Below are 19,724 nucleotides of genomic sequence, written 5' to 3' on the forward strand. Positions count from 1 at the left end.
CTTGAAACGATTCACGAAGTGACAGCGACGTCGCGGAGAGGGGTCGACCGTGGGAAGCGACAGGCATGTGGAGCGGCGTACGGTCCTGAAGGCGGCCGGGGCCACGGCCGCCGTGCTGGGGCTGGCCGCGGCGACGGGGTGCGGGGGCGGCAGCGGATCCGGGAACGGGACGGTGACGATCCGTTACTCATGGTGGGGCGCCGAGGAACGGGCCAAGAGGATCAACCGGACCATCGCGCTCTTCGAGAAGAAGTACCCGAAGATCAAGGTCAAGACGGACTTCCAGACGTATCAATCGTTCTGGGAGAAGTTCCAGACGCAGGCCGCCGGCGGAAATCCCCCGGACGTTTTCCAGAATGCCGTCACGTTTCTTCGGAAGTACGACAAGAGAGGTGTTCTGCTCGACCTCAAGTCGCAGGCGCAGGCAGGAAATCTGAGCCTGGATCAGTTCCGCGCGGGCGTCACGAAGGTCGGCGAGGTGAACGGGAAACAACTCGGTGTGCCCGTCGGCTCCAACACCATGTCCCTCGTCGTCGACAAGAAGGTCTTCGAGGAGGCCGGTGTGCAGCCGCAGCCGGGCTGGACCTGGGACGAGTACTTCAAGGCCCTGAAGACCATCCACGACAGGACGAAGATCCCCGGTGACACCGGCTACTTCACCATCATGTACCTGTACGACCTGTACCTCCGCCAGAACGGCCGGGCGTTCTTCACCGAGGACGGACTCGGCTTCGACCAGGCGGATCTGACGGAGTGGTGGACGGACGGCTACAACCGGGTCAAGGCCGGCTTCGTCACCGACCAAGTCCTCCCTCTCCGCCGGCCACGGCGCCTCGGAGTTCACCTGGGACAACTTCACCGTCCGCTACTCCGCGGAGGGCGACAGCAGCTACGGCCTCGCCCCGATCCCCACCACGGACGGCAAGCACACCGGCCAGTACCTCGCCTCCCTGATGCTCAGCGCCTCGGCCCGCACCTCGCACCCCAAGGAGGTCGCCCAGTTCATCGACTTCATGGTCCACGACCCCGAGGTCGGCACGATCATGGGCTACGACCGTGGCATCCTCGCGAGCACCGCGCAGTACGAGGCGTTCGAGCCCGCCGACGAGGTGAACAAGGAGATCGCGCAGTACGAGGAGGACACCGCCGAGGCCGGCGTCCTCGGCACGATCACCCCGCATCCGTCCGGCGCCGACACCGTCGAGGCGGCCTTCCTGCGCATCGGCGGCGACCTCGGACAGGGCAGGACCAGGGTCGCCGACGCGGTGAAGCAGTTCTTCACCGAGTCCGAGGCCGCCTTCCAGGCCTGATGGGGACTCCCGTGACGCTCGTCAAGGACTCCGTGCCCGCCCGCGCGGCCCGCCCGGCCGCCGCCCCCGCGGGACGGCCGGGCCGCCGCCGGGAGAACCTCGCCGGCTACCTCTTCATGTCACCGTGGATCGCGGGTTTCCTGCTGCTGACCGCGGGCCCGATGGTGGCCTCCCTGTACTTCGCCTTCACCGACTACAACCTGTTCAACAGCCCCAGGTGGGTCGGGTTCGACAACTTCACCAAGATGTTCGACGACCCGCGCTGGCAGAAATCGGTCGAGGTGACCGCCAAGTACGTGGTCATCGGCACCCCGTTGAAGCTGCTGCTCGCGCTCGGCGTCGCGCTGCTCCTCGCACAGAGCCGCCGCGGCCAGGCCTTCTACCGGGCCGCCTTCTACGCCCCCTCGCTGATCGGCGCGAGCGTCTCGGTCGGGTTCGTGTGGCGGTCGCTCTTCTCCGACGGCGCGATCGTGGACCGTACACAGACCTTCCTCGGCTTCCACGTCGGCGGCTGGGTCGGCAACGCGGACTGGGTGCTGTACTGCCTGGTGGCGCTCACCGTCTGGCAGTTCGGCGCGCCGATGGTCATCTTCCTTGCGGGGCTCAAACAGGTGCCGAGGGAGCTGTACGAGGCCGCCGAGATGGACGGCGCGGGAGCGTTCCGGCGGTTCTGGAACATCACCCTGCCGACCATTTCCCCGGTGCTCTTCTTCAACGTCCTGCTGGAGACGATCCACTCGTTCCAGATCTTCGGCTCCGCCTACGTGGTCTCCAACACGTACTGCGGACCGGCCGACGCCACGCTCGTCTACACCTGCTACCTGTACCAACAGGGGTTCAGGAACGCCCAGATGGGCTTCGCCGCCGCGATGGCCTGGATGCTGCTGCTCGCCGTGGCCCTGGTGACCGCCGTCCTGTTCTGGTCGCAGAATAAGTGGGTGCACTACGCGGAGGAGGCCCGATGAGCGCCCCCGATCTGCCGGCCTCGCCGGCTCAGGGGATGCCGGGAGTACCCCCGTCCGGCACCGGCCCCCTGGCCGCCGCGCACCGCGGGCGCGCCGGTTCGCTCGGCTGGCATCTCGGCGCGCTGGTGATCCTCGCGGTCATCCTCTACCCGGTCGTCTGGGTCATGGGCGCCTCGTTCAAGCCGAGCAAGGACATCATCAACAGCCTCACGCTGTTCCCGGCCGACCCGATCCTGTCCAACTTCAGGGGCTTCGCGGACGGCATCGCGGACATCTCGATCTGGAGGTTCTTCCAGAACTCCCTCTTCTACGGGCTCGGCTCCGTCGTCGGTGTGCTGATCTCCTGCTCGCTGACCTCGTACGCGTTCGCGCGCATCCGGTTCGCCGGGCGCAACCTGCTGTTCTCCCTCATGATCGGCACACTGCTGCTGCCGTACCACGTGCTGCTGATCCCGCAGTACGTGATGTTCCAGAAGCTCGGGCTGGTCAATACCTACACCCCGCTGCTGATCGGCAAGTACCTCGCCACCGAGGCGTTCTTCGTCTTCCTCATGGTGCAGTTCATGCGCAACCTGCCCCGCGAACTGGACGAGGCGGCCCGCCTGGACGGCTGCGGGCATCTGCGGATCTACTGGTCGATCGTGCTGCCGCTGTGCCGCCCGGCGCTCATCACCAGCGCGATCTTCACCTTCATCAACGCCTGGAACGACTTCATGGGCCCGCTGATCTATCTCAACGAGCCCGGCAAGTACACCGTCTCGCTCGGCCTGATGATGTTCCGCGACTCCGACGGGGTGGCCGCCAACTACGGCGGCATGATCGCGATGTCGCTGGTCGCGCTGGTGCCCGTGCTGCTGTTCTTCCTCGCCTTCCAGCGGTATCTGATCGACGGGATGGCGACCTCCGGACTCAAGGGCTGAGGGGATCCCCATGGCGCAAGCGCGTGGGAAACCGCGCAGGGAGCCGGTGTTCGCCGACCGGTTCGGCCTCTTCGCCGAGTGCCTGCTGACCGGCGTGTGGATCGCCGTGGCCGCCCTCGGCGTGGTCACGTATCCGGCGGCCTTCGCCGCGGGCGCCCGGCATCTGCGCCGGAGCACCGCACATGAGCGCGGCGGCCTGCGGGAGTTCGTCGCCGACTTCCGGGCCGCCCTGCGCGGCGGCTGGGCCGTCGGGGTCGCCGGGTGGGCCGCGGCGGCGCTGGCCTGGGTGGACATCCAGGCCGTCCGGGCCGGGCTGCCCGGCGGGCCGCTCGTCGGCGCCGTCGGGCTGTTCGCGCTGATCGGACTCGCCGTGGCCGGGCTGCGCGCGGCGGCGCTCTGGGCGCCGGGCGAGAGCTGGCGCACCCTGCTCGCCGAGGCCGGCCGGCGTACTGTCCGCGACCCCGCCGGCTCCTTCCTGCTGGTCGGCGGAGCGGTCCTCGTCGGCTGCTGCGCCCTGCTCGTCGCGCCGCTCGCGGTCCCCGTGCTCGGGGCCGTCGCCGCGGCCGCCGTCGCAGTGGAGGAGCGCCACCGCCACCGCTGACCCGCGCTCCCCTTCGGCCGACGGCTCCACCGAGTCCGCCCCGTGCCGGCCACAGGAGCCGACCGCCCCCGGCCGGTCTAGGGGGGAGCGCCGTCGCACGGGCGGCGGCGCTCGTATCCAGGAGTGTGGACCCCATCCGCCCCGCCCGGCATGAGTACGCGTACTCAGCTGACCCCCGCGGGCAGACTCCGCCCATGGACTGGACCCGCTACCGCTTCCGCAGCCTGTGGCCCCTGCCCGCGCCGCCCGCCGCCGTCTACGACACGCTGGAGCGAGCCGAGGACTACCCGCGCTGGTGGCCCCAGGTGCGCACGGTGAGCCGGCTGGACGACACCACCGGTCTCGTCACCATCCGCTCCGCCCTGCCCTACGACATGACGTTCACCGCGCGCGCGGTGCGACGGGATCCGGCCGCCGGCATCCTGGAGATCGCCATGACCGGGGACATCGAGGGCTGGGCCCGCTGGACCGTCACCGCCGACGGCACCGGCGCCCTCGCCCGCTACGACCAGGTCGTCGACGTCAACAAGCCGTTGCTGCGACGACTGGCCGTACCCGGGCGGCCGTTCTTCCGCGTCAACCACCGGCTGATGATGCGGGCCGGCCGGCGCGGACTGCTCGCGCACCTGCGAACGGTTTGAACGAAACCCGCCGGGAGCTGTATGGTTCAGTGCGTTCCCGGGCGATTAGCTCAGTGGGAGAGCGCTTCGTTCACACCGAAGAGGTCACTGGTTCGAACCCAGTATCGCCCACAGTCCGACGGCGGCTCGTGCCTGCACCCGATGCAGGCCGAGCCGTCGTCGTCGTGTGTCAGGCCGCCCTCGGCAGCTCCGGACGCAGCGGCCAGTCCGTGCTCACCGCCTCGTTCGAGCCGCTGCGCGCGAACCACGCCTGAAGACCGCGGGCCTGCGCCGCGTGCCAGGTCGTCTGCAGCGTGTGCAACTCGGCGGGGGACAGGCGCTCCAGCCGGGTCGCGAAGCGCCGCCCCACCGCCCGTACGACGCCCAGCGCGGCCAGCGCGTCCGCGGCGGCGTCATGCGCGCCCTCCAGCACCACGCCGTAGTGCGCGCACAGATCGGTCAGCGTCCGGCGGCCCTTGCGGTAGCGGTCCAGATGCTTGTCCAGCACCCGCGGATCCAGCACCAGCAGCGGCGCCGACTCGAACCAGCGGTCCAGCGACGAGGCCCGATGGCGGCGCAACTCCCGGTCCAGCAAGGTCAGATCGAACGGGGCGTTCATCACCACCAGCGGCCGGCCCAGCGCCGCGTGCCCCGCCAGTTCCTCGGCTATCTCGAACATCACAGGCGCCGGCCAGCGGCCGTTGCGCTCCAGGTGCTCCTCCGTCAGCCCGTGCACGTCCGTCGCCGCCTGCGGCACCCGCACGCCCGGGTTCACCAGCCAGCGGGTCACCCGAGGCCGGGTGTCCGGCGCGTCCTGGACGACGACGGAGGCCGACACGATCCGGTCGGTCTCGACATCCACGCCCGTGGTCTCCGTGTCGAAGGCGGCGAGAGGTCCCTCGTACCAGCACGTCATGCCCACACAACTCCTCGTTCACCCAGGGCAGATGACGACCCGTCTTCTGCCTGTTTGGTGATACCCGGGCTGTTTGCGCCGTACGCCGCAAGGACACAACAGGAGTACGGGTCTTTGCAGTTCAGCGGACCGTTGTGGGAAATCACTCGGCTTGGAAGGCTGTTGGACATGGCGATAGCGCAGCCCGAGCGGGGCGGGCTGCTGCCCGAACGCACGGGCCCCCATCGCGGAACACTCGCCACCACCGCCTGCATGGAGACACTGCAGGTCGGCTATCTGCACGCGGTCGCCGCCGCCGCGGGCTGCTCGTTGTCCCAGCCGTTCCCGGACAACGGCATCGACTGGCACGTCAGCCACAGCGCCCCCGGACACACCGTCGACGACGAGGTGACCATCAAGGTGCAGCTCAAGTGCACCTACCAGATCGCGCCCAACCCACCGGGCCGCTTCTTCTCCTTCACCCTCGACAACGACCACCTGCGCAAGCTCGCCCGTACCCCCGTCTCGGTGCACAAGATCCTGGTCGTGATGCTCGTCCCGCGCTCCCAGGACGACTGGCTGCGCGCCAGTCACGACCGGCTCGACCTGCGGCACTGCTGCTACTGGGTGAACCTGGCCGGGCAGCCGGTCACCGGCCGGCACCGGACCACCGTGCGCATCCCCACCGCGCGCATCTTCGACGACCGGGCGCTGTGCGAGATCATGACGCGGGTCGGGACGGGAGGCAGACCATGAGGCACCGTCCGACCGATGAGCCCCTGCGGGAGGTCAGGCCGCACCCCGTCGACGCCCACGGGAACCACCTGCCCGAGCCCGCGGGACTCGACCCCGCCACCGTCGACCCCGCGGTGCTCAGCGCCCTGCTGCACCGGCACGGCTGGCAGCGCCGCGGTGGCGCCGGCGGGCGGTACGGCCGCTGGACCCCGCCGGGCCCGGGCAACGGCGGGACCAGCCTGCTCGTGCCCGAGAGCCGGGCCTTCCCCGACAGCGAGGACCTGCTCGCCGAGGCCCTCGTCGCGCTCGCCCGCAGCGGTACGCCCTCCGCGCGCGAGGTGCTCGTCGGGCTCGCCGTGCCCAGTGACGAGATCCACTGGTGGCGGGACGTGCCGAGCGGCCCTGCGGGTGCGGCGCCCTGGACGGTCGAGGAACAACTGCGCACCGCCGCCCGGCAGATGCTGCTCGCGGGCGCGCTCGCAGGGCGCGAACGCGCGGGCTACTACGGCGCCCGGCACCGCAGGTCGGCCGCCGCGATGCTGGCGGACGTCCTGGTCGGACCGGCGGCGCACGGCCACCTCACCGCCTTCGTCCCGGTGGACACCGGACGCCTCCTGTCCGTACGTCTGCACCAGGCCCTGCACGCCGTGCGCGAGGCGATCGACTACCAGCGCGCCACCGGCGGCATGGACGCCTTCGACGCGGCCGTCGAGGCCGGGGTCAGCCGTGAGCTGACCGAGGCGCTGGTGGCCCTCGTCCGCGGCACCGAGGGCGCCCGGATCGCCGTCGAGTGGGCGCCCGCCGCCGCTGTCCCCGAGGACTGCGCGAGCACCGCGGAGCCCGTCGAGTTCTCGCCCGGCGACCTGTCCGTGCTGCGCGAGGCCGGCGCCCGCTATCTGCGCGACGAACCCTCCGTCCCGGTCCGGGTCACCGGCACCGTGGTCCGCATGCGGCGCTCCGGCCCGCGCGGCGCGGGCACCGTACGGCTGCGGGTGATCGCCGGCGCCGAGGTGCCGCACGTCCGTGTCACCCTGGACGAGGAGGACTACCGCATCGCCGGGCACGCGCACCTCGTCGGGCTGCCGGTGCGGGTGCACGGCCGGCTGGAGAGCCGGGGCGGGTTCCGCCGGCTCACCGGCGCCCTCGGAGTGGTACCGGTGCAGGTGGACGAGGCCGAGCGGGACCGGCTGATGAAGTCCCTCCAGGAGAACCTCGACTTCTTCGAGGAGGCGTGCAGCGGGGACGACTGCGACTGACCGGGGGCGGCCCCTCACACAGGGCCACCGTTTCGCCGTCGGCGGGCCCAGGTCGGTACGATCCCCTATTGCGCGCGCTCCTGGTACGGCGCCCGCATCCACCAGCAGTCAGGAGAGACCGGTGTCAGACGTCCGTGTGATCGTCCAACGCGAATCCGAGCGGGAAGAGCGCACGGTGACGACGGGCACTACGGCCGCCGAGCTCTTCGCCGGCGAGCGCTCGATCATCGCCGCCCGGGTGGCCGGAGAGCTGAGGGACCTCGCCTACGAGGTCAAGGACGGCGAGACCGTCGAGGGCGTCGAGATCACCTCCGAGGACGGTCTGAACATCCTGCGCCACTCCACCGCGCATGTCATGGCGCAGGCCGTGCAGGAGCTGTTCCCGGAGGCCAAGCTGGGCATCGGCCCGCCCGTCAGGGACGGCTTCTACTACGACTTCGACGTCGAGAAGCCGTTCACGCCCGAGGATCTCAAGGCCGTCGAGAAGAAGATGCAGGAGATCCAGAAGCGGGGGCAGCAGTTCTCCCGCCGTGTCGTGACCGACGAGGCCGCCCGCGAGGAGCTGGCCGCCGAGCCGTACAAGCTGGAGCTGATCGGGCTCAAGGGGGCCGCGTCCGCCGACGACGGCGCGGACGTCGAGGTCGGCGCCGGCGAGCTGACGATCTACGACAACCTGGACGCCAAGACCGGCGAGCTGTGCTGGAAGGACCTCTGCCGCGGTCCCCACCTGCCCTCCACCCGGAACATCCCGGCGTTCAAGCTGATGCGCAACGCGGCCGCCTACTGGCGCGGCAGCGAGAAGAACCCCATGCTCCAGCGCATCTACGGCACCGCGTGGCCGTCCAAGGACGAGCTGAAGGCGTACCTCGACTTCCTCGCCGAGGCCGAGAAGCGCGACCACCGCAAGCTGGGCAGCGAACTCGACCTGTTCTCCATCCCCGAGCAGATCGGCTCCGGCCTCGCCGTCTTCCACCCCAAGGGCGGCATCGTGCGCCGCGTGATGGAGGACTACTCGCGGCGCCGCCACGAGGAGGAGGGCTACGAGTTCGTCTACACCCCGCACGCCACCAAGGGGAAGCTCTTCGAGACCTCGGGCCACCTGGACTGGTACGCCGAGGGCATGTACCCGCCCATGCAGCTCGACGAGGGCGTGGACTACTACCTCAAGCCCATGAACTGCCCGATGCACAACCTGATCTTCGACGCGCGCGGCCGCTCCTACCGTGAACTGCCGCTGCGGCTCTTCGAGTTCGGGACCGTGTACCGGTACGAGAAGTCCGGCGTCGTGCACGGCCTGACCCGGGCCCGCGGCTTCACCCAGGACGACGCGCACATCTACTGCACCCGCGAGCAGATGTCCGAGGAACTGGACAAGACGCTCACCTTCGTCCTGCGCCTGCTGCGCGACTACGGCCTGACCGACTTCTACCTCGAGCTGTCCACCAAGGACCCGGAGAAGTTCGTCGGCTCCGACGAGGCCTGGGAGGAGGCGACCGAGACGCTGCGCCAGGTCGCCGAGAAGCAGGGCCTGCCGCTCGTGCCGGACCCGGGCGGCGCCGCCTTCTACGGCCCGAAGATCTCCGTCCAGGCCAAGGACGCGATCGGCCGCACCTGGCAGATGTCGACGATCCAGCTCGACTTCAACCTGCCGGAGCGCTTCGACCTGGAGTACACCGGCCCCGACGGCTCCAAGCAGCGCCCGGTCATGATCCACCGCGCCCTGTTCGGTTCCATCGAGCGGTTCTTCGCGGTGCTCCTGGAGCACTACGCGGGCGCGTTCCCGGCGTGGCTGGCGCCGGTGCAGGCGGTGGGCATCCCGGTTGGGGACGCACACGTCGAGTACCTGGAGAAGTTCGCCGCCGCGGCCCGGAAGAAGGGCCTGCGCGTCGAGGTGGACTCCTCCTCGGACCGCATGCAGAAGAAGATCCGCACGGCGCAGAAGCAGAAGGTTCCGTTCATGGTCATCGTCGGCGACGACGACATGAGCGCGGGCACGGTGTCGTTCCGGTACCGCGACGGCTCGCAGGAGAACGGCATCCCGTTCGAGGACGCCATCGCCAAGATCGTGAAGGTCGTGGAGGAGCGGGCACAGGTCTGAGCGGACCCGCACGGCGGCCCCCGAGGCTCAGCTCCTCGGGGGCCGTTCGTCGTCCTCGCGCGAGAAGACCTGGAGCATCCAGGACGAGAACGACCCGGTGACCGCGCCGAGCAGGGCGAGACCGCCGGCCATCATGCCCACCGCGATCGTCCGGCCGAGCCGGGTCACCGGGACGATGTCCCCGTAGCCCACGGTGGTCAGCGTCGAGCAGGTCCACCAGAGGGCGTCCCCGAACGTCTGCATGGTCGCGTCGGGCGCCCCGCGCTCCTGCTGGTAGACGGCGAGCGCGCCGGAGAAGCCGAGGAGCACCGCGGACAGGCCCGCGTACACGATCACGCGCGCGTGCAGCGCCAGCCGGGGCCGGCCGTGCCGGTGCTGCACCGTCTCGTAGAGCCGGACCACGCGCAGCGGGCGCAGCAGCGGCAGCAGCAGCACCAGCGTGTCCAGCCCGTGCGTCCGTACGAAGCGCAGCCGCTGCCCGCTCAGCCGCCACCGCACCGCGTAGTCCACGGCGAACAGCGCCCAGGCCGCGAAGAGCGCGGCCTGGCACAGGTCCCGCCACCCGGTGCCGACACCGCGGCCCAGCACCAGGACCGCGTACGCGGCGAGGAAGACCAGCGACGCCACGGCGAGCGGGACCTCCGCGCGGCGCTCCCAGTGATCCGGTGGACTGCCGTCCGGGGGACTGTCGTCGTACACCGGCCCAGCTTCGCCCGGGAGCCGGTCGCCGCAACCCCGACGACACGCCGCGATCGGGCGAAGCCATATGCTGCGTAGCATGACGAGTGAGCCGGAGCAGCAGATCGGAGTGGGGACGCAGGACGCGTTCCAGCGCCTGTGGACACCCCACCGGATGGCCTACATCCAGGGCGAGAACAAGCCGACCGGTCCGGGGGCCGACGACGGCTGCCCCTTCTGCTCGATCCCGGCCAAGTCCGACGAGGACGGGCTGATCGTCCGGCGCGGTGAGCATGTGTACGCGGTGCTCAACCTGTACCCGTACAACGGCGGCCACTTGATGACGGTGCCCTACCGGCACGTCGCCGACTACACCGATCTGACCGGGCCGGAGACCATGGAACTGGCCGAGCTGACCAAGCAGGCGATGGCGGCCCTGCGCAGCGCGTCGGGCGCCCAGGGCTTCAACATCGGCATGAACCAGGGCGCCGTCGCGGGCGCCGGCATCGCCGCCCACCTGCACCAGCACATCGTGCCCCGCTGGGGCGGCGACACGAACTTCATGCCGGTGGTCGGCCACACCAGGGTGCTGCCGCAGCTGCTGGCGGACACCCGCACGATGCTGGCGCAGGCATGGCCGACGCCGTGAGGCGCCGGCCCGCGGACGTCACGCGTCGTACAGATCGGCCTTCCGCGGCGACGGGTCCTGGGCGCTCGAGCTGAGGAACGCGGAACGGGCGCCGAACTTGTCCGTGTTCACGCCGTGCTCCTCCAGCACCCGGATCGCCGCGGTGTGCACCACCCGCAGCACCGGCGCGGCCGCGCGCAGCGCGTCGTCGGCCATGAACCGGTGCCGCCACGGCTTGTCCGCCCAGGCGTGCCGCAGCCCGAACGGCTCGGGCAGGCCCAGCGAGCCGCCCAGCCAGTTCAGCGCCGGCGGGTACCAGGTGAGCGGCGCCCGCACCGCGAGCCGCACCACCTCGTCGGTGCCGACCAGCGGCAGCTTGATCGACCGGGTCTCCCACGGCTTGAAGGACTTGGTGACCTCCTTCGTCGGCGCCGAGGGCTTCGAGGTGAACAGCGAGTGCACCGGCCCCAGCGCGTGCCCCGTCACCTCGATGCGCAGCGTCTGGTGCAGCACGGTGACCGTGATCAGCATGGTGATGATCAACTGCCCGTCCCACAGCGTCCACTGGACGCCCAGATAGTGCCGGTTGCCGCTGCCGAACTGCTGCTTGTTGCAGATCTCCTGTATCGCGTGCGGCTTGACCTGGAACGCCTCGACATCGGCGCCGTCCGGACGGGACACCGCCTTCGCGTTCTCCCCGATCGGCGTGACGATCCAGTGGCGTACGGACGGCTTGGGGAAACCACCGGTGTTCAGCGGGCCGCGCTCCAGCATCCTCAACTGGTCGTGGATCGCCCGGATGACGTCCCAGCTGCGGAACGGGTGGATCTCCCGGGTGGGATCGGCGGGCAGCAGATCCTCGGCGAGCTGCCAGCTGCCCCAGCGCGTCCCCATGCCGAGTATGCCCTTGGGGCCCGCGTAGAAGACCGAGTTGGACTGCTGCTCGGCGCTGAGCCGGGCCAGGGACTGGCGCAGCTGCTCCGCCGCCGTCTCGCCCGGGCTGCTCGGCACGGCCTCCGGGACCTTGGCGCCGACGCTGGTGCCGGAGAGCAGGCCGTCCCACCGCGCCCGCAGGTCCTTCGCCGCGCGCTCGCAGATCCGCCGGGCCCAGAACCAGCCGAGCACCGGGAGGACGACCGACGCGCGCGCGTACCAGGCCCAGAACCCGGTGAACGGCATCCGGATCAGGAAGATCAGGGCGACCACGCCGACCGCCACGAGCAGCGCGGTGGCGAGCGCCCCGGCGCGCTTGGCGTCCCGCTTGGCCATGAACGTACGCAGCTGGAAGACGAGCAGCCAGAGCAGCAGGCCGGGCAGGACGAGCAGGCCGCACAGGACCATGACGGTGCTGAGCTGGTTGTCACGGGTGCGGCGGATGTTGTTCGCCGCCAGGCAGTGCTCCACGACGACCTGCGGCTCGGAACCGAAGGACTGGATCAGCGGCTTGCGCCCGGAGCCGAGCATGCGGTCGACCACGGCCCGGGAGAAGGCCTCGCCCAGGTTCGGCTTGAACAGGGAAATCCGGCCGGACTTGACGGTGGACTGGTGCCAGTCGTTGTCGGCCTTCTTGATCTCCTCCATCGGGCTGTCCCGGTAGGCGGCCGAGGCCAGCGCGTAGGTAGCCGCCTGGCTTCCGTCCCCTGCGATGGGTACCTGTGGCCCGTCCCACTCGGTTCCAATCGACATGCCCGCCCCCGATCGCCGTCGGTGTCGCTTCTGCGGCCTTCCCGACTTCCTTGCTCCGCACACCTGTTGAACAGGTCATCGTGCCGACGCGGCACGAAGTGATCACGTGATCAGCGTATCCCCAGCCACCGACATCCGTAGGCGGACGGCCAAAAGGCCGCCCGCCTGTGCGGAAGGAAACGCTCCGTTCGAGCCGGCTGCGAACTCCTCGACTTGCCGCCTACGAGGCCTCCTTCGCCTGCGCGCGGATCTTCTCGGCGATCTGCACCGGCATCGGCTCGTGCCGGGCGTACGAGCGGCCGAACCGGGCCGTGCCGTGCGAGAGGGAGCGCAGGTCGACCGTGTACCGGCCGATCTCGAACTCCGGTACCTCGGCGCGGACCAGCGTCCGGCCCGTGCCCACCTGTTCGGTGCCCAGCACCCGCCCGCGCCGCCCCGACAGATCGCTCATCACGGCGCCCACGTAGCCGTCGCCGACCAGGACCGTCACCTCGGCCACCGGCTCCAGCAGATGGATCGTCGCGTCCGCCGCGGCCTCCCGCAGCGCCAGCGCGCCTGCCGTCTGGAAGGCGGCGTCGGAGGAGTCCACCGAGTGCGCCTTGCCGTCCAGCAGCGTGATCCGCACGTCGACCAGCGGATACCCGGCCGCAACTCCCTTGGCGGCCTGGGCTCTTACGCCCTTCTCCACCGACGGGATGAACTGCCGCGGCACGGCCCCGCCGACCACCTTGTCCACGAACTCGATGCCCGAACCGCCCGGCAGCGGCTCGACCTCGATCTCGCAGATGGCGTACTGCCCGTGCCCGCCGGACTGCTTCACATGCCGGCCGCGCCCGGCGGCCGGGGTCGCGAACGTCTCCCGGAGGGACACCCGGTGCGGCACCACGTCGACCTGGACGCCGTACCGGCTGCGCAGCCGCTCCAGGGCGACGTCCGCGTGCGCCTCGCCCAGGCACCACAGCACCACCTGGTGCGTGTCCTGATTCTGCTCCAGGCGCATCGTCGGGTCCTCGGCGACCAGCCTGCCCAGCCCCTGGGAGAGCTTGTCCTCGTCCGGCTTGCTGTGCGCCTGGATGGCGAGCGGCAGCAGCGGGTCCGGCATCTGCCACGGCTCCATGAGCAGCGGGTCGTCAGTGGCCGAGAGCGTGTCCCCGGTCTCCGCCCGGCCCAGCTTCGCCACGCAGGCCAGGTCGCCCGCGACGGCGTGCGTCACCGGCCGCTGCTGCTTGCCGAACGGGGTGGACAGGGCGCCGATCCGCTCGTCGACGTCGTGGTCCTCGTGGCCGCGGTCGGCCAGCCCGTGCCCGGAGACATGCACCGTGTCGTCCGGGCGCAGCGTGCCGGAGAAGATCCGGACCAGGGAGACCCGGCCGACATAGGGGTCGGAGGAGGTCTTCACGACCTCGGCGACCAGCGGCCCGTCGGGATCGCACGGCCGCAGCTCGCGCGGCCTGCCGTCGATCGTGGTGACGTCCGGCACCGCGTGCTCCGGCGGGGTCGGGAAGCCGCGGGTGACCAGGTCCAGGAGTTCGACCGTGCCGAGCCCCTGGCGGGCCCCCTCGGCGGCGGGCGCGGCGGCCAGCACCGGGAAGAACGCCCCGCGCGCGACGGCCCGCTCCAGATCCTCGATCAGCGTCTTGACGTCGACCCGCTCGCCGCCGAGATAGCGGTCCATGAGGGTCTCGTCCTCGCTCTCGGAGATGATCCCCTCGATCAGCCGGTTGCGGGCGTCCTCGATCTGCGGGAGCAGGTCGGGGCCCGGCGCGGACTCCTTGCGCTCCCCTGAGGAGTAGTCGAACAACTGCTGCGACAGCAGCCCGATCAGCCCGGTCACGGGCGCGTGCCCGTCGGCGGCCCGCGTCCCGTGCAGCGGCAGATAGAGCGGGAGCACGGCGTCCGGGTCGTCCCCGCCGAACTCCTGCGCGCACACGCGCGTCATCTCCTCGAAATCCGCGCGGGCTGCCTCCAAATGGGTGATGACGATGGCCCGCGGCATGCCGACGGCCGCGCACTCCTCCCACACCATCCGGGTCGAGCCGTCCACCCCGTCCGAGGCCGACACCACGAAGAGGGCCGCGTCCGCGGCGCGCAGACCGGCCCGCAGCTCCCCGACGAAGTCGGCGTACCCGGGGGTGTCCAGTAGGTTGATCTTGAAGCCGTCCCATTCGACGGGCACCAGCGAGAGCTGTACGGAGCGCTGCTGCCGGTGCTCGATCTCGTCGTAGTCGGAGAGGGTGCCGCCGTCCTCCACGCGGCCCGCCCGGTTCACCGCTCCCGTGGTCAGCGCGAGAGCCTCCACCAAGGTGGTCTTGCCCGATCCGGAGTGGCCGACCAGTACCACATTCCGTACGGACGCGGGGTGGTCGGCCGCCGTAGCCCTGCCGGCGGCCCCAGGGTGTGTGTTCGCCTTGTCGCCCATGGCCTAGCCTCCCGTGCACGGTGAGGTCACAGTGGGCGCGGGACACCCGGATTCCTCCCCCGGACTCGGTCCGGGGGAGCCCCAGCAGGGGCGGCTCCGGCGACGCCCGCGGTTATTCGAGCTTTCCACTCTCGTCACGGTGCGTCCATACAAGCGACGTGATCGCGCCGCCCCCCGTGGGTTGCGGCCCGTCCGCCCGATCTCCGCCGGGTCCGGGTGCCCGGCCGTCGCGTACGCGCGCGCGTGGCTACGATGGGCCAGCCGGCGGCCAGCAGGGGCCGCGCGGCGACACCGACCCTCGGGAAGGCCATGCTGAACAAGTACGCGCGTGCATTCTTCACGCGTGTCCTCACACCGTTCGCCGCGTTTCTCATCCGCAGGGGCGTCAGTCCCGACACGGTGACGCTCATCGGCACGGCCGGAGTGGTCGCGGGCGCACTGGTCTTCTACCCCCGGGGCGAGTTCTTCTGGGGCACGGTGGTGATCACCCTCTTCGTCTTCTCCGACCTGGTCGACGGCAACATGGCACGCCAGCTGGGCCGTTCCAGCCGCTGGGGCGCCTTCCTCGACTCCACCCTGGACCGGGTGGCCGACGGCGCGATCTTCGGCGGATTCGCCCTGTGGTACGCGGGCAACGGGGACAACGATGTGCTGTGCGCCGTGGCCATCTTCTGTCTGGCCAGCGGCCAGGTGGTGTCGTACACGAAGGCCCGCGGCGAGTCGATCGGGCTGCCGGTGGCCGTCAACGGCCTCGTCGAGCGCGCCGAACGGCTGGTGATCTCGCTGGTCGCGGCGGGCCTCGCGGGCTTCCACAAGTTCGGTGTGCCGGGCATCCAGTGGCTGCTGCCGATCGCGCTGTGGATCGTCGCCGTCGGCAGCCTGGTCACCCTGGTCCAGCGCGTCGTCACGGTCCGCCGGGAGTCCGCGGAGGCGGAGGCGGGTCGGCGCAACGAGTCCCAGGGGAGCGAGGCGGCCAAGTGAGCGCCCGGGAGCGCCTGACCGACGCCCTGTACGGATTCGGCTGGAGCGCCGTCAAGACGCTTCCCGAGCCGGTCGCCGTGCGGCTCGGCCGCACCATCGCCGACCTCGCCTGGAAGCGCCGCGGCAAGGGCGTACGGCGGCTGGAGAGCAACTACGCGCGCGTGGTGCCCGACGCGACCCCGGAGCGCCTCGCCGCGCTCTCGCGCGCGGGCATGCGCTCGTACCTGCGGTACTGGATGGAGTCCTTCCGGCTGCCCGCCTGGAGCCCCGAGCGGATCAGGACCGGCTTCGACCCCAAGGACGTCCACCATCTGACCGACGGCCTGGCCTCCGGCCGGGGCGTCGTCCTCGCGCTGCCGCACCTGGCCAACTGGGACCTCGCGGGCGCCTGGGTCACCACCGGACTGGACACCCCGTTCACCACGGTCGCCGAACGCCTGAAGCCCGAGACGCTCTACGACCGTTTCGTCGCCTACCGCCAGGGCCTCGGCATGGAGGTCCTGCCGCACAGCGGCGGCTCCGCGTTCGGCACGCTGGCCCGGCGGCTGCGCGACGGCGGCCTGGTCTGCCTGGTCGCCGACCGCGACCTGTCCGCCTCCGGCGTGCAGGTCAGCTTCTTCGGCGAGACGGCCCGGATGCCCGCGGGCCCGGCCCTGCTCGCCCAGCAGACGGGCGCGCTCCTGCTGCCCGTCACCCTCTGGTACGACGACTCTCCGGTGATGCGGGGCCGGGTCCATCCCCCGATCGAGGTACCCGAGACAGGTACCCGGGCCGAGAAGACGTCTGTCATGACACAGGCGCTGGCCGATGCCTTCGCCTCGGGGATCGCCGAGCATCCGGAGGACTGGCACATGCTGCAGCGGCTGTGGCTCGCTGATCTGGACCCGCCGAAGGGAACCTCGTGAGGATCGGCATCGTCTGCCCGTACTCCTGGGACGTGCCGGGCGGCGTCCAGTTCCACATCCGGGACCTGGCCGAGTACTTCATCGGCCTCGGCCACCAGGTCTCCGTCCTCGCGCCCGCCGACGACGACACCCCGCTGCCGCCGTACGTCGTCTCGGCCGGCCGCGCGGTGCCCGTGCCCTACAACGGCTCGGTGGCCCGCCTGAACTTCGGCTTTCTGTCGGCCGCCCGGGTACGCCGGTGGCTGCACGACGGCGCGTTCGACGTGGTGCACATCCACGAGCCGACGGCGCCGTCGCTGGGCCTGCTGACCTGCTGGGCGGCGCAGGGCCCCATCGTGGCCACCTTCCACACCTCCAACCCCCGCTCGCGCGCGATGATCGCCGCGTACTCGATCCTGCAGGCCGCGCTGGAGAAGATCAGCGCGCGCATCGCGGTGAGCGAGTACGCCCGGCGCACGCTGGTCGAGCACCTGGGCGGGGACGCGGTGGTCATCCCCAACGGCGTCGACGTCGACTTCTTCGCCCGCGCCGAGCCCAATCCCGCGTGGCAGGGTGACACGATCGGCTTCGTCGGCCGCATCGACGAGCCGCGCAAGGGCCTGCCGGTGCTGATGAGGGCCCTCCCGAAGATCCTCGCCGCGCGGCCGGGCGCCCGGCTGCTGGTGGCCGGCCGCGGCGACGAGGAGGAGGCCGTCGAGACGCTCCCCGCCGAGCTGCGCTCCCGGGTCGAGTTCCTCGGCATGATCAGCGACACGGACAAGGCGCGTTTCCTGCGCAGCCTCGACCTGTACGTGGCGCCCAACACCGGCGGCGAGAGCTTCGGCATCATCCTGGTCGAGGCGATGTCGGCGGGCGCCCCCGTCCTCGCCTCCGACCTGGACGCCTTCGCCCAGGTCCTGGACCGGGGAGCGGCCGGGGAACTGTTCGCCAACGAGGACGCCGACGCGCTCGCCGACGCGGCGATCCGCCTGCTCGCCGACCCGGCACGCCGCACCGAACTGCGCGACCGCGGCAGCGCCCACGTACGCCGCTTCGACTGGTCCACGGTCGGCGCGGACATCCTGTCCGTCTACGAAACGGTCACGACAGGCACGGCAGCGGTAGCAACAGACGACCGCACCACAGGCCTACGAGCCCGCTTCGGCCTGGTCCGCGACCGTGATTGAGCCGGGTGGGACGTCTGGCGGCGGGCGGTCATGATCAGCCCGTCCGGCGTTTGAGGACGAGGCTGTTCAGGCCGAAGCGGGGGTCTGGGGGCGGCAGCCCCCAGTGACGGCAACCCCAACCCCGCCGGCCTCAGCGAGAGACAGCACCCCCAGCCCCGCCCGACCCAGCGGAGCGCACCGGTAGCCTTGCCCGCCGTGACCGCAACCCTCATCTGGATCCTCGTCGTCCTGGTCGCCGTAGGCCTCTACCTGAGCTGGACCGCCGGCCGGCTCGACCGGCTGCACTCCCGGATCGACGCGGCCCGCGCCGCCCTCGACGCCCAGCTGCTGCGCCGGGCCTCGGTGGCCCAGGAACTGGCGACCTCCGGAGTGCTGGACCCGGCCGCCTCGATGGTGCTGTACGAGGCCGCGCACGCCGCCCGACAGGCCGAGGAGGAGCAGCGGGAGGTCGCCGAGAGCGAGCTGAGCCAGGCGCTGCGTGCCGTCTTCGCGGAGCCCCAGCAGATCGAGGAGGTCCGCCGGGCACCCGGCGGGGAGTCGGCCGCCCATGAGCTGACCGAGGCGGTGCGCAGGGTGCCGATGGCCCGCCGCTTCCACAACGACGCCGTGGGCGGGGCCCGCAGGCTGCGCCAGCACCGCAAGGTCCGCTGGTTCCGGCTGGCCGGCCACGCACCCTTCCCGCTGGCCTTCGAGATGGATGACGAGCCACCCGCCGCCCTCGTGGACCGGGCGCCCTGAAGGGGCGCGGGGAACTGCGCGACCGGCCACGACGGTGCCGCGGACGACCGACGGCGCATCGCGGCGCTTCCACGCGGAGCGCAGCGGCACCAGCGCGCGCCCCGGCCGGCAAAAGGATCCACAGGCTTGCCATTGGCCCTTGCTGTGGACTGGTCCGTTCACGTTTTCTCGGTGCGGCAGAAACCCTCTTTCACCGAGCGAGGTCACCCGTGTCCAGCACGCTTCCGGAAAACCAGGCCCCCGAGACCGGCACCGCCCGCGTGAAGCGCGGCATGGCCGAGCAGCTCAAGGGCGGCGTGATCATGGACGTCGTCACGCCGGAGCAGGCGAAGATCGCCGAGGACGCGGGCGCCGTCGCCGTCATGGCCCTGGAACGGGTCCCGGCCGACATCCGCAAGGACGGCGGCGTGGCCCGGATGTCCGACCCGGACATGATCGAGGGCATCATCGGCGCCGTGTCGATCCCCGTGATGGCCAAGTCCCGCATCGGCCACTTCGTCGAGGCCCAGGTGCTGCAGTCGCTGGGCGTGGACTACATCGACGAGTCCGAGGTCCTCACCCCGGCCGACGAGGTCAACCACTCCGACAAGTGGGCCTTCACCACGCCGTTCGTGTGCGGCGCCACCAACCTGGGCGAGGCGCTGCGCCGCATCGCCGAGGGCGCCGCGATGATCCGCTCCAAGGGCGAGGCCGGCACCGGCAACGTCGTCGAGGCCGTCCGCCACCTGCGCCAGATCAAGAACGAGATCGCCCGGCTGCGCGGCTACGACAATCACGAGCTGTACGCCGCCGCCAAGGAGCTGCGCGCCCCGTACGAGCTGGTCAAGGAGGTCGCCGAGCTCGGCAAGCTGCCGGTCGTGCTGTTCTCCGCCGGCGGTGTCGCCACCCCGGCTGACGCCGCTCTGATGCGTCAGCTCGGCGCCGAGGGCGTCTTCGTCGGCTCCGGCATCTTCAAGTCGGGCGACCCGGCCAAGCGTGCCGCCGCCATCGTGAAGGCGACCACTTTCTACGACGACCCGAAGATCATCGCGGAGGCGTCCCGCAACCTTGGCGAGGCCATGGTCGGCATCAACTGCGACACCCTCCCCGAGACCGAGCGCTACGCCAACCGCGGCTGGTGACC

The 19,724-nt window shown here is 70.9% G+C and carries 17 protein-coding genes, 1 tRNA gene and 1 pseudogene; 15 read left to right on the top strand and 4 right to left on the bottom strand.

The window, feature by feature from the left end; all coding sequences use genetic code 11:
* The first annotated feature begins 49 nt into the window (after positions 1 to 49).
* The 6 genes and pseudogenes from CTZ28_RS06980 (at position 50) to CTZ28_RS07005 (ending at position 4,548) form a co-directional block, all read left to right on the top strand.
* Positions 50 to 1,310: pseudogene (locus CTZ28_RS06980) on the top strand (ABC transporter substrate-binding protein).
* 11 nt (positions 1,311 to 1,321) lie between these two features.
* Positions 1,322 to 2,275 carry a carbohydrate ABC transporter permease gene (locus CTZ28_RS06985; protein ID WP_121888346.1) on the top strand — a complete coding sequence of 318 codons (954 nt, stop codon included), beginning with the start codon at positions 1,322 to 1,324 and terminating at the stop codon, positions 2,273 to 2,275.
* Between the two features lie 35 nt (positions 2,276 to 2,310).
* Positions 2,311 to 3,195: a carbohydrate ABC transporter permease gene (locus tag CTZ28_RS06990; protein ID WP_121888515.1), complete on the top strand. Its 885-nt coding sequence runs from the start codon at positions 2,311 to 2,313 to the stop codon at positions 3,193 to 3,195.
* A gap of 10 nt (positions 3,196 to 3,205) precedes the next feature.
* Positions 3,206 to 3,796, top strand: a complete 591-nt coding sequence (locus tag CTZ28_RS06995; RefSeq protein WP_121888347.1) for a hypothetical protein — start codon at positions 3,206 to 3,208, stop codon at positions 3,794 to 3,796.
* Positions 3,797 to 3,990: 194 nt separating this feature from the next.
* Positions 3,991 to 4,437, top strand: coding sequence for an SRPBCC family protein (locus CTZ28_RS07000; RefSeq protein ID WP_121888348.1), 447 nt, complete (start codon positions 3,991 to 3,993; stop codon positions 4,435 to 4,437).
* A gap of 39 nt (positions 4,438 to 4,476) precedes the next feature.
* Positions 4,477 to 4,548: transfer RNA gene (locus CTZ28_RS07005), tRNA-Val, on the top strand.
* 58 nt (positions 4,549 to 4,606) lie between these two features.
* Here CTZ28_RS07005 and CTZ28_RS07010 read toward each other — a convergent pair.
* Positions 4,607 to 5,332 carry a 3'-5' exonuclease gene (locus CTZ28_RS07010; protein ID WP_121888349.1) on the bottom strand — a complete coding sequence of 242 codons (726 nt, stop codon included), beginning with the start codon at positions 5,330 to 5,332 and terminating at the stop codon, positions 4,607 to 4,609.
* 168 nt (positions 5,333 to 5,500) lie between these two features.
* On the opposite strand from CTZ28_RS07010, the gene CTZ28_RS07015 reads away from it, so the two are divergent.
* The 3 genes from CTZ28_RS07015 to thrS all read left to right on the top strand — a co-directional run bounded on the left by CTZ28_RS07015 (position 5,501) and on the right by thrS (position 9,400).
* On the top strand, positions 5,501 to 6,067 hold the full coding sequence (locus CTZ28_RS07015) for a DUF4365 domain-containing protein (RefSeq protein ID WP_121888350.1): 567 nt from the start codon (positions 5,501 to 5,503) through the stop codon (positions 6,065 to 6,067).
* On the top strand, positions 6,064 to 7,302 hold the full coding sequence (locus CTZ28_RS07020) for a hypothetical protein (RefSeq protein WP_121888351.1): 1,239 nt from the start codon (positions 6,064 to 6,066) through the stop codon (positions 7,300 to 7,302). The genes CTZ28_RS07015 and CTZ28_RS07020 overlap by 4 nt, the downstream gene beginning before the upstream one ends.
* 121 nt (positions 7,303 to 7,423) lie before the next feature.
* A complete protein-coding gene (thrS, locus tag CTZ28_RS07025; protein ID WP_121888352.1) occupies positions 7,424 to 9,400 on the top strand; it encodes a threonine--tRNA ligase in 1,977 nt (658 codons plus the stop codon).
* Between the two features lie 27 nt (positions 9,401 to 9,427).
* Here thrS and CTZ28_RS07030 read toward each other — a convergent pair whose 3' ends face one another.
* Complete coding sequence (locus CTZ28_RS07030; RefSeq protein WP_259471494.1) at positions 9,428 to 10,099, bottom strand: potassium channel family protein; 672 nt, start codon at positions 10,097 to 10,099, stop codon at positions 9,428 to 9,430.
* Between the two features lie 67 nt (positions 10,100 to 10,166).
* Here CTZ28_RS07030 and CTZ28_RS07035 point away from each other — a divergent pair, with 67 nt between their 5' ends.
* A complete protein-coding gene (locus CTZ28_RS07035) occupies positions 10,167 to 10,727 on the top strand; it encodes an HIT family protein (RefSeq protein WP_121888516.1) in 561 nt (186 codons plus the stop codon).
* Between the two features lie 18 nt (positions 10,728 to 10,745).
* On the opposite strand, the gene CTZ28_RS07040 is transcribed toward CTZ28_RS07035, so the two are convergent.
* A complete protein-coding gene (locus CTZ28_RS07040; RefSeq protein ID WP_121888354.1) occupies positions 10,746 to 12,392 on the bottom strand; it encodes a hypothetical protein in 1,647 nt (548 codons plus the stop codon).
* Between the two features lie 220 nt (positions 12,393 to 12,612).
* Positions 12,613 to 14,811, bottom strand: a complete 2,199-nt coding sequence (locus CTZ28_RS07045) for an elongation factor G-like protein EF-G2 (protein WP_121888355.1) — start codon at positions 14,809 to 14,811, stop codon at positions 12,613 to 12,615.
* A 252-nt stretch (positions 14,812 to 15,063) separates the two neighbouring features.
* Here CTZ28_RS07045 and pgsA point away from each other — a divergent pair, with 252 nt between their 5' ends.
* From pgsA to pdxS, 5 genes are all read left to right on the top strand, one after another.
* Positions 15,064 to 15,792 (top strand): phosphatidylinositol phosphate synthase, encoded by a 729-nt coding sequence (gene pgsA / locus CTZ28_RS07050; RefSeq protein ID WP_121888356.1) that lies wholly within the window; start codon positions 15,064 to 15,066, stop codon positions 15,790 to 15,792.
* On the top strand, positions 15,789 to 16,697 hold the full coding sequence (locus CTZ28_RS07055) for a phosphatidylinositol mannoside acyltransferase (RefSeq protein ID WP_121888357.1): 909 nt from the start codon (positions 15,789 to 15,791) through the stop codon (positions 16,695 to 16,697). Before pgsA ends, CTZ28_RS07055 begins: the two co-directional genes overlap by 4 nt.
* Entirely contained in the window at positions 16,694 to 17,863 is a 1,170-nt protein-coding gene (locus tag CTZ28_RS07060; RefSeq protein ID WP_121888358.1) for a glycosyltransferase family 4 protein, read from the top strand. Before CTZ28_RS07055 ends, CTZ28_RS07060 begins: the two co-directional genes overlap by 4 nt.
* A 195-nt stretch (positions 17,864 to 18,058) precedes the next feature.
* Positions 18,059 to 18,601: a hypothetical protein gene (locus CTZ28_RS07070; protein ID WP_121888360.1), complete on the top strand. Its 543-nt coding sequence runs from the start codon at positions 18,059 to 18,061 to the stop codon at positions 18,599 to 18,601.
* A gap of 209 nt (positions 18,602 to 18,810) precedes the next feature.
* Entirely contained in the window at positions 18,811 to 19,722 is a 912-nt protein-coding gene (gene pdxS, locus CTZ28_RS07075) for a pyridoxal 5'-phosphate synthase lyase subunit PdxS (RefSeq protein WP_121888361.1), read from the top strand.
* Positions 19,723 to 19,724: the final 2 nt, after the last annotated feature.

Source organism: Streptomyces shenzhenensis (assembly GCF_003688995.1).
Lineage (GTDB): Bacteria > Actinomycetota > Actinomycetes > Streptomycetales > Streptomycetaceae > Streptomyces > Streptomyces shenzhenensis_A.